Raw genomic sequence first — 15,943 nt, 5'->3', positions numbered from 1 at the left:
TGAAGCACCGTTTGCATACTCTCCAACCTGTGGCCCGATTATCTCTGGGATGAACACCCGCCATCGAATTCCATGGGAGTCCGGATGTACTCGATCGAGGTAGAGTTCCAGATTACGAATACCGATGAGAGTCGCGTCCTGTTAGGCGCGGATGGTAGCATCTTCTTTTTAGGTTTTCAAGAGAAATTCATGCAATTTTCGACGGGCTATCAACAAAAACAAGAATCCTCTTGTGCTGAGACAACCCCAAATCCGTTCTTTCCCCTCTTTTGAGGGGGTTGATTATACCCAGTACTCCCTATATAGTATTATTCTCAAAAAAACAGTTACATTCTCAAAAATTCAAGGAAAAATTATGCGGACTCTCAAATTGTTTCAGCGTAATTCGTCTTCTAACGTGTAGCCCCTCTATCATGGACTCCTTCCGTCTCATAGCCTTGACCCCCGCCCGAACAAACAATCCGTCCATTGCCATTGCGGCCTGTCGAGCCGGCGAATGGGGAATACTTGATCTGGAATTCAGCGGGGACCCCGAAACGGCCCGCGCCGCGATCGAACGGCTCGTGCAATATTCAAAAAACGAGTGCGGCATCAAACTTGATTCGTCTGCGGGTTTATTTTTTCACGCGGTAACGGAAGGCCTTCCCGAACCCGTCCAAATCGTACTGCTCACCGCTTCAAACCCCGAAGCGCTTCCAATGCAAGTCAGCGCCCTGCGCAAAAAAAAACGGACCGTTCTCCTCGAAGTCACATCCTTTGATGAAGCCTGTCTCGGTGAAGAAATTGGGGTGGATGGCCTGATCGCGAAAGGCCATGAAGCAGGCGGATGGGTCGGAGAGGAAACCACATTCGTACTCTTCCAACATATTCGTCAACGCGTCAAACTCCCCGTGTGGGCTCAGGGAGGAATCGGCCTTCATAGCGCAGCGGCATGCCATATCGGCGGTGCGGCAGGTCTCGTCTTGAACGACCAACTTCTCCTCGCGCGGGAATCCCCTCTGATCGATTCGATGAAGTCCGCCATTTCCCGCATGGACGGAAGCGAGACAACGTGTTTAGGGAGTGAGATCGGTTTGCCGTTCCGGGTATTTCAAAGTCCAATCACGCCGGGTGTCGAGGAACTCCGTCGTATCGCGGCCTCACTCAGCCATGACCCGCGACCGAAGCGGGAAATTCAGGACGCCTGGCGACAGGCGGTTCAAAACAGGGTCGGTTGGAATCCTTCGGCGGGCACGCTTTGTGTGTTAGGACAAGAGGCCGTGTTTGCATCTCGCTTGGCTGAGCGATTTGGAACCGTTGGCGGTATCCTGCAGGGGATGAAGAAATCGATCGAAGACCATCTCAGCGCCGCACGGAGACTAAAGCCGTTGGACGAGTATACTCCTCTGGCTCGGTCGCACGGTACGCGTTACCCGATCGTTCAGGGTCCAATGACCCGGGTCAGCGATCGGGCCGAATTCGCGCTACGGGTTGCCGAAGGCGGCGGCCTCCCCTTTCTGGCCCTGGCGCTGATGCGCGCCCCTGAGGTCGAGACGCTGCTCAAGGAAACCGGCCGGCTGCTTGAGGACCGTCCGTGGGGAGTCGGCATTTTGGGGTTTGTCCCGTTCGACCTGCGCCAAGAACAGCTTGCGGTGGTCAAAGCGTACAAACCGCACTTTGCCCTAATCGCCGGCGGTCGACCGGACCAGGCCCGAAGCTTGGAAGCCGAAGGGATTCCCACCTATCTCCATGTCCCATCCCCCGGCTTGTTAAAAATGTTTGTGGAAGAAGGCACCCGGCGTTTTGTCTTCGAAGGCCGGGAGTGCGGGGGCCATGTCGGCCCCCGGTCAAGCTTTGTCCTGTGGGAGAGCATGATCGAAATACTCTTGGAGCACCTCCCGTCCGGCCACGAATCCGAACGCTGTCATGTGCTCTTCGCCGGAGGCATTCACGATTCGCTCTCTTCAGCCATGGTGGCCGCGTTGGCCGCCCCCCTGGCCCAGCGGGGCGTCCGAATCGGCGTCCTGATGGGAACGGCCTATCTCTTTACGGAAGAGGCAGTCAATGCCGGCGCGATTCAGAAGGGCTTTCAGGAGGAGGCGATCCGCTGCACGGACACAGTTCTCCTGGAGACCGGACCCGGCCACTCCACCCGGTGCGCCGACACTTCGTTTGCACAGACGTTTCAGGAGGAAAGGCGGCGGTTGGCGGCCGAACGGCGGTCACTTGAAGAGATCCGGGATACTCTGGAAGAGCTCAACCTGGGGCGCCTCCGAATCGCCGCCAAAGGCATCATCCGCAATCCGCAGTTCGGCCAGGACCGGGATCTTCCGCGCTACCTGACGATCGAGGATGCCGAACAACACCGGCAGGGCATGTACATGATCGGACAGGTCGCCGCCCTCCGGAACCGAACCTGCACCATCCCCGAGCTGCACAACGAGGTGGCGGTGCGCGGCATGGAGCGGCTGACTCGATTGACCGAACCGCGCGCAACCGAGGCGACCAACGGAAGGCGGATGCGGCCCAGCGACGTGGCGATCATCGGGATCGGCTGCCTGCTGCCGAAAGCGCCTGATACCCGCACCTTCTGGGACAACGTGCTGGGCAAGGTGAATGCCATCACGGAGATTCCCGAGCACCGTTGGGATGTCGCCCGCTACTTTGACCCCGACAGGAAAGCGCGGGACAAAGTCTATTCCCGATGGGGAGGCTTTCTTGACGAGGTGCCGTTCGACCCCATGCGCTACGGCATGCCGCCCAACTCGCTGAAATCGATCGAACCGCTCCAATTGCTGGTGCTGGAAGTGGTGCGTCAGGCTCTTCACAACGCCGGATACGGCATCCCTTCGGCGGGTTTGCCGGGATCTTCGTTCCCGCATGAGCGCACCTCCGTCATTCTGGGCGTCGGCGGCGGCGTCGCCGAACTCGGACAGCAATACGCGCTGCGTTCCGGTCTCCCGACAGTGTTTGACAACCTCCCGGCCGAGGTCTGGGACCGCCTGCCCGAATGGACCGAAGATTCGTTTGCGGGAATCCTGCTGAACGTGGCGGCCGGCCGGGTGGCCAACCGGTTTGACCTGGGGGGCGCGAACTTTACGGTTGATGCCGCCTGTGCATCATCGCTGGCCGCGATCTACCAGGCGGTACAGGAGCTCGAAAGCGGTGCCAGCGACATGGTCATTGCCGGCGGGGCCGACACGGTCCAGAGCCCGTTTGGCTATTTGTGCTTTAGCAAAACGCAGGCCTTGTCCCCCAAGGGTCGCTGCCGGACCTTCGATGAGGAGGCCGACGGCATCGTGATCAGCGAGGGACTGGCGGTGGTCGTGCTGAAGCGGCTGGAAGACGCGGAGCGGGACGGCGATCGAATTTATGCCGTCATCAAGGCCGTCGGCGCCTCCAGCGATGGACGGGACAAGGGACTCACCGCGCCGCGACCGGAGGGACAGATCCGCGCGCTCGATCGGGCCTATGAGAAAGCCGGCTTCTCTCCGGCCACCATCAGCCTGTTCGAGGCGCATGGAACCGGAACCGTCGCGGGCGATCAGGCCGAGGGGGAGTCGCTCATGCGGGTCCTGGCCGCATCGGGTGCGCACCCGCAGGAGACGGCCATTGGATCATTAAAATCCATGATCGGCCACACGAAATGCACGGCCGGCGTGGCGGGATTGATGAAGATGGCCCTGGCCCTCTACCACAAGGTCCTGCCTCCGACGATCAACGTCGAAAGACCCAATCCCAACGTCTTCTATCCGGAGAGCCCGCTCTATGTGAACTCGGAAACCCGTCCCTGGCCGGCCGCTGTGGCCCACCCGCGTCGGGCCGGCGTCAGTTCGTTCGGCTTCGGGGGAACAAATTTTCACGCCGTCATCGAAGAGTACACGGGGAATTATCTGGAGACCAACAGGCCGGCTGTGGCCGATCGATGGCCCACCGAGCTCTTCTACTGGGCCGGCGGCTCCAGGCAGGAGGTGGAGAACGAGCTTCAGCGGATCGAGCAGGCCCTGACCCAGGGAGCCGCTCCGGAACTTCACGAGTTGGCTGCCGCGGTCTGGCAACAGACCCGCACTCGATTGACATCGGGAAAAGCCTGCCCCATTCGCCTGGCGATAGTGGCGGCCTCGCTGGATGATCTCCAGCGGAAACTTTTAGTGGCCAGGACGTCATGGACGACGGATCCCCAGGGCATCTACATCGGCGACCCGGCCACGGGAAGTCCGGGCAAGGTTGCCTTTCTCTTCCCCGGCCAGGGCTCGCAATATCCCGACATGCTCCGGGATCTCGCCATTCAGTTCAGAGAGGTGCGGGAGTCCTTCGAGGCCGCCGACCGGGTCTTGGCGGGGCGCTTCTCCAAACCTTTAACCGCCTACATCTATCCGCCCCCGCGGTTCAACGACGAGGAGAAAAAACGGGATCAGGCGGCCCTGACCGCCACGAACATCACTCAACCCGCACTGGGCGCGGCCGGCGCCGGCTTGTATCGACTCCTGCAGACACTCGGCCTTCGGCCTGATATGGCGGCGGGCCACAGCTATGGGGAATACGTGGCACTCTATGCGGCCGGAGCCTTGGACGAGGAGACCCTCTTCCATCTCTCCGAGACCCGCGGCCGGATGATCATTGAGGCGGCCGAGGGAAGAGAACTGGGCACAATGGCCGCCGTTGAAGCGGATGCCGAGAGCCTGGGCGGGATCGTGGTCTCCATCGAGGGATTGTCGATCGCCAATCTGAACGGTCCGAACCAAACGATCCTCGCCGGCTCAAAAGAGGCCATCGCACAGGCAATCGAAAAGCTCACAGCCCGAGGCGTGACGGCGCGTCCCATCCCCGTCGCCTGCGCCTTCCATTCCCCGTTTGTCGCTCCGGCCCGCGACCGATTCGCCGACTACCTGCGCGCCCTGACCTGTGCCGCACCCCGATTCGATGTCTACTCGAACACCACCAGCGGCCCGCACCCCACCGACCCTGTCGCCATCATCGACACGCTGGCCGACCATCTCGTCCGGCCGGTGGAGTTCATCCGCGAGATTGAAGCCATGTACGCGGCCGGCGCTCGGGTTTTTATTGAGGTCGGACCACGCGGCGTTTTGACCGGCCTGACCCGGGCCATTCTCGGAGCGCGGCCGCACCTGGCGGTCGCGACCGATCTGCCGATGCGGGACGGGCGGACCCAGCTCCAGCATGCGCTCGCGCAGATCGTCGTCCGGGGTGTCTCAGCCGATTTTGACCGTCTCTTTGAAGGGCGATCGGCCCGCCAACTCAACCTATCCACGCTTGAAACCTCCTGCAAGCCGGTGCCCCTTCCGCCAACTACGTGGATGATCAGCGGGGGTGGGGTACGGAAACTGTCGGAGGCCAAACGCACGCTGAAACCGCCCATCGCATTGAGTGCAGGGGGCTCCCAGCAGCCCGCTTCCCCTCAACTCTCCCCTGCCTTAAACGAGGGAGGGAATGGGATTGGTTCGATCAGCAAACCGTCCCCCACGCTCACGAGGACACAGCACGCAGTCGACTCACATCACGGGTCGGCAGCCTCAGAGACCGACGCCGTCTTGATTCAGTTCCAAGATCTCATGCAGCGTTTTCTTGACACGCAAAAACAGGTGATGCTGACTTACCTCCAGGGATCGCCGGTACAGCCATCACCGACTCAACTACTCCCCGCATCCCCGGCACACAAGGCCGACATTCCCTCACCTCTCCCGGTGATCGCAATACAGCCTCAGGGAAAGACCACGCCACTTTCGTCCCCATTAATCGCTCCCTCCCCGGCTCCGGCTTCTTCCACCGCCCCGGCGGCCGCGGCCGACCCTGCAGTGGTCGATCAGGTCACGCTGACCGAGATGCTGGTGCAACTGGTCGCCGACCGGACCGGCTACCCCCGGGAGCTGCTGGGCCTCGATCTGAACCTTGAGGCGGACCTGGGCATCGATTCGATCAAGCGGGTGGAGATCATGGGCGCGTTCCGGCGGCAGCTCGGGCCCGACAACGAACAGCGGGTCTCACGGGCCATGGAACAGTTCACCGGGGTCAAAACCCTCCGGGGGATCATCGAGACAACGGTTGCCATTCTCTCCGCCTCCCCGACTCCTCGGGCACCGGCCCTCTTTCCCGCATCAGTCGTCACGCGAGCGGCCGCGCCGACGGCACCGGCTCCCTCACGGTCCCTTCCCCGATTTCTCCTCCGGACTCTTCAGGCACCATTAGATGATGCCACCGCTCCAACCGTGTCGGGCCGCCGCATCGTGATCACGGATGACGGCCGAGGAGTCGCCGATGCGCTTGGATCAATACTGACCCGCATGGGGGCGGACGTGGTGACCGTCGTTCACGGACCGTCGCTCACGGTCACGGCAGACCGCCGATTCGAAGCGAACCTGGCCGATCCTTCCGAGGTCGATGCCTTGATGCAACAGATCCACGAACGGTATGGGACGATCGACGGCCTTGTACATCTTCTTCCCCTGCGGGAAGCGCCCCCCTTCGACCGGCTCGATCTGAGGGTATGGCGGGATCGCTTGCGGGGCGAGATCAAAAGTCTCTTTTATTTGGTCAAGGCGGCCGCGCCCGATCTGAGGGCTGCGGGCCGTTCCAAATCAGCCTGGGTCATCGGCGCCACGTCGATGGGGAATGTCTTTGGAACAGCGGGCGAATCTCCGTTGACGTCACCGCACCACGGCGGTATTACGGGGCTGATCAAAGTGTTGGCCCTCGAATGGTCGGAGGTGCACTGCACGGCGGTCGACTTTGATCCGGCCGAAGCCGCGCCGGCCCTGGCTTCCCGGATCCTCGCAGAGATGGGCGCGTCGGACGGCATCATTGAGGTGGGATACCGCGGAAGCGATCGCCTGGCCCTGCGCCCCTATCCAGCTCCATTGGAGACCACTTCGGGCGGGATCACAATCGGGGCAGAAGATGTGATTCTGATCACCGGAGGGGCCTGCGGCATCTCGGCCGAGATTGCCATGGAATTGGCCTCCCAGTGCCGGCCCACACTCATTCTGGTTGGCCGCACCTTGCTCCCTCAGACCATCGAAGCGGCGGTGACGCGCGGGCTGACGGAACCTGCAGCGCTTAAAGCGGCGCTGATCGATCAGATTCGTCGCTTGGAAGGCGCGGTCACGCCGGCAAAGGTCGAAGTAGCCTATGCCCGCCTGCTCCGGGAACGCGAGATTCGAACAAATCTTACAGCGCTGCAGTCAACCGGTGCGAAGGTGGAATACCTGCAAGTGGACGTCCGCGATGCGGCCGCGATGCAGACCGTGATCAACGACATCTACCGGCGCCATGGACGGCTGGACGGGGTAATCAGCGCCGCTGGTATTATCGAAGACAAGCTGATAGAGGAGAAAACGCCCCAGTCTCTGGACCGGGTCATGGACACCAAAGTGGATGGCGCCTTCAACCTCATCCGTGCGATCAGACCGGAACAACTGAAATTCTTCGTCTTCTTCGGCTCGGTGGCGGGACGATTCGCCAATCGCGGTCAGGGAGACTACGGCGCCTCGAACGAGATTCTGAACAAGCTGGCCCTTCACCTTGACCGAACATGGCGCGCACGAGTGGTGTCATTGAATTGGGGGCCATGGGAATCCGGCATGGCGTCGACCGAAGTCCAACGGCAGTTTGCCGAGCGAGGGGTTCAGGTCATCCCGCCGCCGCTTGGACGGGCCGCCTTCTGGCGCGAGCTGACGCTGGGCCCGAAGGGCCACGTGGAGGTGGTGCTCGGTGACGGTCCATGGGAGGCCAGCACGGCACCCAAGAACCAACGGGCGCATCTTCCTCTCCTGAAAGGATTCTCCCTTTCTCCCGGCGATGGAGGAACGCTGGACGGGGTCCAGATCCTGGATCCGAACCGCGATCTCTTCCTGTTGGACCATCAAATCGATGGGAAACCTGTGTTGCCGTTTGCCTTTGCACTTGAGCTCATGGTCGAAGCGGTTCAGACTGCGTGGCCTGAATGGCAGGTGATCGGCGTTCGTGATGTTCGGCGGTTTAAAGGGATCATTTTCGATAACGGTCCGAAACAAATCCGATTGTCCGTCCGATCACGAACCGAACCCGCTCAAGAACGCCTCGGTCTGGATGCCGTGGTCACCATTACTGATGCAAAGAATCCCGGCCTGACTTACTACCAGGGAACCGTCGAGTTGAGCGACCGATTTCCTGAGCCGCCGGCGGTTGATATTCCGAGACAACCTCTTGACGCGTTTCCAAAGACGGTTAACCATGCGTATGAAGAATGGCTGTTCCACGGTTCGCTGTTCCAGCAGATCGAAACGATCGAGGGCGCCTCGGATGAAACGATCATCGCAAGCTTACGGCCATCCAAATCCGGCGACTGTATCACAGGGGCGACAACCCCCTGGATGATCGACCCGATTCTGGTTGATTGCGGCCTGCAACTGGTGCTCCTCTGGGCGCGGGCGTTTAAAGATATCACCCCTTTGCCGTCACGACTCGGGCGGTATATACGCTATGGATCAGCCGCTGGCGGTCGGGTCCAGTGTATGGTGCGGATTCTTCCTGATACCGATGATTCAAGCATCTATGAGGATATTTACTTCTTTGACGACGTTGGGAGGCTGATCGGTCAGATGAAGGGGATGGAGGTGGTCGGTAGCCGGGCCCTCAATCGGCTCGGCGGATCCCATACCACTCAACGGAGGGCGTTGTGACAGAAATCGCAATCATCGGGATGTCCTGTCTCTATCCCGGCGCTCCGGACCTTGCCTCCTATTGGAACAATATCGTCTCGAAGGTGGATGCCGTCGACGCTCCACCTCAGGAGTGGGAAGTTGAACGCTATTATGATCCCGACTCCAAAGAGAACGATCGGATTTACTGCAAACGGGGCGGCTTTCTCGGTGACCTGGCCCGCTTCAACCCGGTGAAGTATGGCGTCATGCCTAATTCGGTCGACGGTAGTGAACCCGATCAATTTCTGGCCCTGCGTGTGGCCCATGAGGCCCTCACGGACGCGGGGTATTCCGAAGGTCAAATCGATCGGACGCGGATTGAAGTGATTCTGGGCCGCGGAACGTATATCAACCGCGGTATTACCAATGGCGTCCAGCACGGCGTCATCATCGACCAAACGATCCGAATCTTAAAAGAACTTCACCCCGAACACACCGATGAAGAGCTCGCCCAATTAAAACGAACACTGAAAGAGAGTCTGCCGCCGTTCAATGCGAATGTCGTCCCCGGCTTGGTTCCCAACATCATCAGCGGGCGCGTCATGAACCGCCTCGATTTCATGGGAACCAATTACCTCATCGACGCGGCCTGCGCATCTTCTTTAATCGCCATCGACCACGGCCTTCGGGATCTGGCTTCCGGCCGCTGTGACCTGGCGATCGTCGGGGGGGTGCATGCCTCCTTGTCGCCACCGATCATAATGGTGTTTTGTCAGCTCAACGCCCTCTCTCGTAAAACACAGCTGCGTCCGTTCGGCAAAGAACCGGACGGAACGTTGCTGGGGGAAGGACTCGGCATGCTCGTCCTGAAACGAGTCGAGGATGCGGAGCGAGATGGCGACAGAATTTATGCGCTCATCAAAGGCGTCGGGACGGCCAGCGATGGCCGGGCGCTTGGATTGCTGACGCCCCGCGTCGACGGGGAAGAGCTGGCGCTCCGCCGAGCCTATGATTCTTCTGGAATTCCACCGCAGACTATCGGATTGATTGAGGCGCACGGGACCGGTACTCCGGTCGGAGATGTTACCGAGGTCCAAGCCCTTACCCGTGTTTTCGGGCAGCGAAACGGCCCGCCGCGGTGCGCCATGGGATCGGTCAAGTCAATGATCGGCCACACGATGCCGGCCTCAGGTGCCGCTGGTGTCATCAAGGCCGCGCTCGCACTCCATCACAAGGTCCTGCCGCCCACTCTCTGTGAGGAGCCTAATCCTGATCTCAAACTGGAGGAGAGTCCCTTTTACCTCAACACAGAAACACGGCCCTGGATTCATGGCGCGGCCGAATCCCCGCGCCGCGCCGGCGTTAACGCCTTCGGCTTCGGCGGGATCAACGCTCACGTTATTCTTGAAGAGTATATCCCTGAAAATGAATCCGCAATGCCGAGTCTTCTTCAACGCTGGGATTCTGAGATGGTACTGCTCCAGGGGGACTCCCTCCAGGATCTGGTGCAGAAGGTTCAATCCCTTGAACATTATATAAAGGGGATTCAAAAGGTCGAGCTCAAGGACATCGCCTACACCCTCAACACCCAGCAACCGCTTCGCCCGTTTCGCCTGACCCTGGTCGCCACCTCGATCGATGAACTCCTCAAGAAGCTCGCCCATGCCGCTAAACGGCTTGCGGACCCCGCTTGCCGTCAGATCAAAGAGCGCGAGGGCATCTACTATTTTTCCGAACCGCTTGCCCCGCACGGTAAGGTGGCGTTCCTGTTTCCGGGCGAGGGCTCCCAATATCTCAATATGCTCTCTGACCTGTGCTGCCATTTTCCGGAGGTCCGGCAACAGTTCGACCTGATGGATCGCGCGTTTACCCAGCAGGGACGCCGCTACCTTCCCAGCGACGTCGTCTTCCCGCCTCCGACCACTCAGGATGGACAAGGGAATTCGACCGACGAACAGAAACTGTGGCAGATGGACATCGGGGCCGAGGCGGTTTTTGCGGCGAGCCAGGGGATGCTTGCCCTTTTCAACTGCTTAAAGATTCAGCCCGACTGCGTCGTCGGTCACAGCACAGGGGAATATTCCGCGCTGCTGGCTGCCGGGGCGCTGAGTGGAGAAGATAACGAGGGGCAGCTCGTCCGACACATTCTTGATCTCAACAGGATCTATCAGGAGATGGCGGCCCGCAACGAAATTCCAGAAGGGATTCTGCTCGCCGTTGGCGGCGTTGAACGTCAGACCGTCGAAACGATTATCGGCACAGGTTCCGAACCGATCCATATCGCCATGGATAACTGTCCGCATCAACTGGTTCTATGCGGATCAAGACACGCGATTGCATGGGCATCCTCTCGGCTGGCCTCTGAGGGAGCAATCTGCACACCGCTCCCGTTTGAGCGGGCGTACCACACCTCCCTCTTCGCGCCGGTCTGTGCTGCTCTGAAGGACTTCTTTGCCGCTCTTCCTTTGACGACGCCCCTTATCCCGATTTACTCCTGCGCGACGACGGGCCCCATGCCGTCCGATGCGGAAAAAATCCGCAGGCTCGCGCTGAACCAATGGTCGCAACCGGTCAGATTCCGGGAAACGATCGAGGGCCTCTATGCCGCCGGCGTCCGAATCTTCATTGAGGTCGGCCCAAAGAGCAATCTGACCGGATTCGTGGATGACACCCTCAGAACACAACCACATCTTGCCGTCGCGTCCGATTCCCATCGACGGCCAGGAACGACCCACCTCAACCATGCGCTCGCGCTGTTGACGGCCCATCACGTCCCAATGGACCTGGAGCCCCTGTATCAGCGACGGACACCACATCGCCTCACGCTTGACATTCAGCAGGATCGGGCTGCCCGAGGGGAGTCCGACAACGGCATGCGCATCGCCTTGGAGTTGCAGCCGCTTCGACTGGACCGCCACAACGGCGACACTGCTCGGCCGCGACCGACGTCCGTTCCGACGCCTGTGCAGCCCTTGACCGCTCTCGGCAACCCTCCGGTCACGCCCCCCACGGTTGCGCCCCGTTCCCTTGTCCAGACAGGTGGCTCGGAGTCCCTAGTTCTGCCGGCCCGCAACCCCACCGATACTTCACAAAACAACGTGCTGCAGACCTACTTCAAAACAATGGATGCATTTCTGACCATTCAGCAGTCGGTCATGGAAGGTTATCTGTCGCGAACGGTTCACGGTCAGCCGATTCCGTCATCAACCTCGACGGCCTCGGCCGTCCCAACCCAATCAGCAACGACCGTCAACGGCAATCCGGAACCGCCGGCCGCGCTTATTGCGAAAACCGAACAACCGGAGCGCACAGACTCGGACCACATCCAACGAACCTTCCTAAACCTGGTTTCGGAAAAGACCGGCTATCCGGCTCAGATGCTCGGACTGGACCTGGATCTGGAAGCCGACCTTGGTATCGATTCGATCAAACGGGTGGAAATCCTTGGCGCGGCAAAACGAGCGCTCAAGCCGGCCCTTCCCGAACAGGCGATGGAGGGTCTGACCGGTAAAAAGACATTGCGAGAAATCATTCGTTTCTTTTCCAACGGTTCAGGTGAGACATCCACAGCCGCTGAGCCCCTGGTGACGACCGACGACCGCAAACCGATTCAGAATTTTCCGTTTCTCAACCACATCGTCACCTTGGAGCCCGGCAAGCGCCTCGAAGCCATTCGTCGGATCGATCCAGAGGAGGATATCTTTCTCCGGCACCACACACTTGGCGGACAGGTTTCGATGACCGATAAAACTCTTATGGCCTTGCCCGTCATGCCGCTCACCATGACGATGGAGATCATGGCCCAGGTGGCGGCAGCGCTCGCGCCGGACCTGCATTTGGTCCGCATGCGCGAGATTCGCGCCTATCGGTGGATCGCGTTCGACCGACCGCCCGTCACGCTCGCGATGACGGCCGCTCGGATATCCGATCACGACGGAACAGAGATCGAGGTCAAGATCCGGGAAGTCTCCGAATCATCCGGAACCCCCGGGCCGGTGTTGGCCGAATGCGTCGCAGTTTTTTCCGATCGCTATCCAGCCACGCCGGTCGCCGCGCCGCTCCCCCTGACGACTGAACGTCCATCGCGGTGGCGTCCTGAAAATCTGTATGCCGAGGGAATGTTTCACGGTCCGACGTTTCAGGGCGTGAAGTCGGTCGACCGCTGGGGCCAGGACGGAACGGAAGCTACCCTAACCGTCCTGCCGCTAGACCGATTGTTTCGATCGATTCAGAGCCCGGTCTGGATAACCGATCCAATTCTGTTGGATGCGGCGGGCCAGCTCGTGGGTTATTGGACGACCGAACATCTTCCGACCGGTTTCAATGTCTTTCCGTTCCGGTTGCGGGAACTCCAGATTTTTGGTCCGCGCCTTCCGGTCGGCACGTGCGTCACCGGCCGCGCCCGGATCCGGCTGGAGGGCGATCAGCAAATTAGTTCCGACATCGATCTGATCGGACCGGACGGCCGACTGTATCTGCGGATGTCGAACTGGGAGGACCGCCGGTTCGAACTGCCGGAGGAATTCTATCGGACCCGAATTCGGCCGCAGGTCGGCTATCTAACCCGAGACTGGTCCGTGTTCGGTCCCAATTTCAACAATGGACGTTCCGTGAGTTGCGCGTTGCGTGAACCGTTTCCGGCGGATTTTATGGATGCCCACGCCATGATCTGGCGTCGGGTCTTGGCGCATCTCATCTTGAGCCATCGGGAACGCGAGTTCTGGCATGACTTAAAAGGTCCAAACCAACGCCAGGTTGAGTGGCTTCTCGGCCGTTGCGCAGCGAAGGACGCGATCCGACGCCTTGTAAAGACGCGCCATGGACTGGACCTTTTCCCAGCCGATGTCGAGATATTAACCGATGCCGAGGGGCGACCGCGTGTGGCCGGCAGTTGGATGGATGGCCTAGGCGGAGTGCCATACGTTTCGATCTCCCATTCGGCCGGGTGTGCGGCGGCCGCCGCCTGTTGGCCGGATACCGCCAGCGGGCTGGGGCTGGATATCGAACAATGGCCCGTCGGCGGCCGCGATCCCGGATGGCTCAGCTTGGCCTTTACCGAAGGTGAACGCCGCCTGCTGGCCGGTCTTACCGGTGATCCGGAGGAATGGGCGCTGCGCTTCTGGTGTGCAAAGGAAGCGGTAGCCAAGGCGCTGGGACGTGGTCTTCTGGGGCAAATGCGAGATCTCGTGATTGAGTCTATCCACCCCCAGAACGGTGAAATGGAGCTGGTATTACAGGGGAATCTGGCACGAGACCTTCCCGCGCTGGGCGGTTCGAGCCTTAAGGCTCGAACCCTACGGGAAGGCTCCCTGATCAGCGCGTTATCAATTTTTTAAACATATTTTAAACTTAAAGGAGAAGGTATGGAGAACATCCGACAGAACACAGGAGTGAACTCCGGAACGGTCCAAAACCAACTGATCAAGATCATCGAGGACATAACGAGCGACTGGGACACCGGATTTTCGGGCCAGATTACTGGCGAAACCCGACTCATGGGCGACTTGGCTTTTGAATCAGTCGATGTGGTTCATCTCATCGTGGCCATTCAGGAGCGATTCGGCAAGCACGACATTCCATTCGAGGATTTGGTTATGGAGAACGGCCGATACGTGAACGATCTTCAGGTTTCTCGGATTGCCGATTTTCTGAAAGCTCATATCTGATTCCGGCTTATACCCGCTCGTTTCGATGGTTTTTATTATACTCACATGGAGATAACAAAATGGCTCGCACGCTCTTGATCGCTCTGGATGGAGCGACATTCAACGTTCTGAATCCGCTCATGGAGGACGGCGTTATGCCGTTTCTCAAAAGCTTTTTGGAGAACGGGACGAGGGGCGAACTCCTTTCCACTCCGAATCCCCTCACCCCTCCGGCCTTCACATCGATGATGACGGGGCGAGGTCCGGGACATCACGGCGTCTACGATTTCATTCGAGGCGAGGAGAAAGAGAAGACGATCTTCTTCACCCTCATCAACGCGCGCGATGTCCGCTGCGAGACCATCTGGTCGATCGCAAGCCGAAACAATAAAAGCATCACATGTCTCAATTTCATCGCGATGTACCCTCCGAGACCCGTCAAGGGACATATCGTGCCGGGCTTCGTCACATCGAGAAATCTAAAGCTGAACGTCTACCCTCCCGGACTTTACGATCAACTCAAGGTGCTTTCCGGTTTCAACGTCAAAGACGTCTCGTGGGACGTGGATCAGGGACGCAAACCCCTGCTCGGGCTGGCCAAAGAAGACTGCGAGGAGTGGATCCAGTACAATATCCGAAAGGAACGGCAGTGGTTCGAGATCACGAGCCACCTCATGCTGACCGACCCGACCGACCTGACGGCGGTCGTATTCGACGGAGTCGACAAACTTCAGCATCTGGTCTGGAGGTTTCTGGACCCCGCGTACTTTCCTCCGAATCCCTCCGATTGGGAAATCCGCGTCCGAGAGATCTGCCGGGACTATTTCCGTCGGCTGGACGGATTCTTGAGCGAGCTGGTCCGAATCGCCGGGCCGGATTCCCGGGTATTCATGGCCTCCGATCACGGGTTCGGTCCGACTCATGAGATCTTTTATGCTAACGCCTGGCTGAATCAAAACGGCTATCTCACGTGGAAAGAAGGCACACCGGAGGATCAATCCGATTCCTTGACCGCAGAACGCCTCCGCGAACATTACGAAACGATCGATTGGGACCGGACCACCGCTTACGTCCGGACATCCAGCAGCAACGGCATTTATATCCGGACATCGACGGGGCCGGGGAAACCGGGTATCCCCCTTTCGGAATACGAGTCTTTCCGCGCACGGCTGGTGGCTCGTTTGAACGAATTCCGCGACCCGGCGACGGGTGATCGCGTCGTCAAAAAGATTCTCACGCGGGAAGAGGCCTTTCCGGGGCCCTACATGTCTCAGGCCCCGGACCTGACCTTGGTGCTCAGAGACAACGGTTTCGTCTCAATCCTGAACGCTCGGTCGCCCTTGAAACCCCGCCCTGAGGTTAACGGCACCCATCGCCACGAGGGCATCTTTTTCGCCTCCGGGAAGGGAATTAAAAAAGGTCTTTTAGCCGCTCCACGGTCCATACTGGATGTCGCTCCGACGCTATTGTACAGCATTGGGCTCCCGGTACCCGAGGACCTGGAAGGAAGTGTGGCGACCGAGATTTTCAAGCCGGAAGTTTTTCAGGAAATGCCGATCCGGATCGGGTCTCCGACACTCGCCCCGGATAATAGCCGGGACCAGGAAAAACAGGCCACGATGACTGCAGCCGAACAGGCCCAAGTCATGGATCGGCTCAAAACTTTGGGATACATGTGAC

Annotated in this window: 5 protein-coding genes; 4 read left to right on the top strand and 1 reads right to left on the bottom strand. The window is 59.6% G+C overall.

What is annotated here, in order from left to right; genetic code table 11:
• Positions 1–677 precede the first annotated feature (677 nt).
• Positions 678–974, bottom strand: coding sequence for a hypothetical protein (locus VLY20_00930; protein HUK55203.1), 297 nt, complete (start codon positions 972–974; stop codon positions 678–680).
• A gap of 342 nt (positions 975–1,316) precedes the next feature.
• Between VLY20_00930 and VLY20_00925 the strand changes: the two genes are divergently transcribed.
• Genes VLY20_00925 through VLY20_00910 form a run of 4 tightly spaced genes read left to right on the top strand, consistent with a single transcriptional unit; the run spans position 1,317 to position 15,942 of the window.
• Positions 1,317–8,657, top strand: a complete 7,341-nt coding sequence (locus VLY20_00925) for an SDR family NAD(P)-dependent oxidoreductase (GenBank protein ID HUK55202.1) — start codon at positions 1,317–1,319, stop codon at positions 8,655–8,657.
• Complete coding sequence (locus VLY20_00920; GenBank protein ID HUK55201.1) at positions 8,654–13,954, top strand: beta-ketoacyl synthase N-terminal-like domain-containing protein; 5,301 nt, start codon at positions 8,654–8,656, stop codon at positions 13,952–13,954. The genes VLY20_00925 and VLY20_00920 overlap by 4 nt, the downstream gene beginning before the upstream one ends.
• A 27-nt stretch (positions 13,955–13,981) precedes the next feature.
• Complete coding sequence (locus VLY20_00915) at positions 13,982–14,284, top strand: acyl carrier protein (protein ID HUK55200.1); 303 nt, start codon at positions 13,982–13,984, stop codon at positions 14,282–14,284.
• 59 nt (positions 14,285–14,343) lie between these two features.
• Positions 14,344–15,942, top strand: coding sequence for an alkaline phosphatase family protein (locus VLY20_00910; GenBank protein HUK55199.1), 1,599 nt, complete (start codon positions 14,344–14,346; stop codon positions 15,940–15,942).
• The last annotated feature ends 1 nt before the right edge of the window (position 15,943 follow it).

This window comes from Nitrospiria bacterium, from assembly GCA_035517655.1.
In the GTDB taxonomy this organism is placed as follows: Bacteria; Nitrospirota; Nitrospiria; order JACQBZ01; family JACQBZ01; genus JACQBZ01.
The sequence above is the reverse complement of the archived record's forward strand: the minus strand, read 5'-3'. Positions and strand labels throughout refer to the sequence as shown.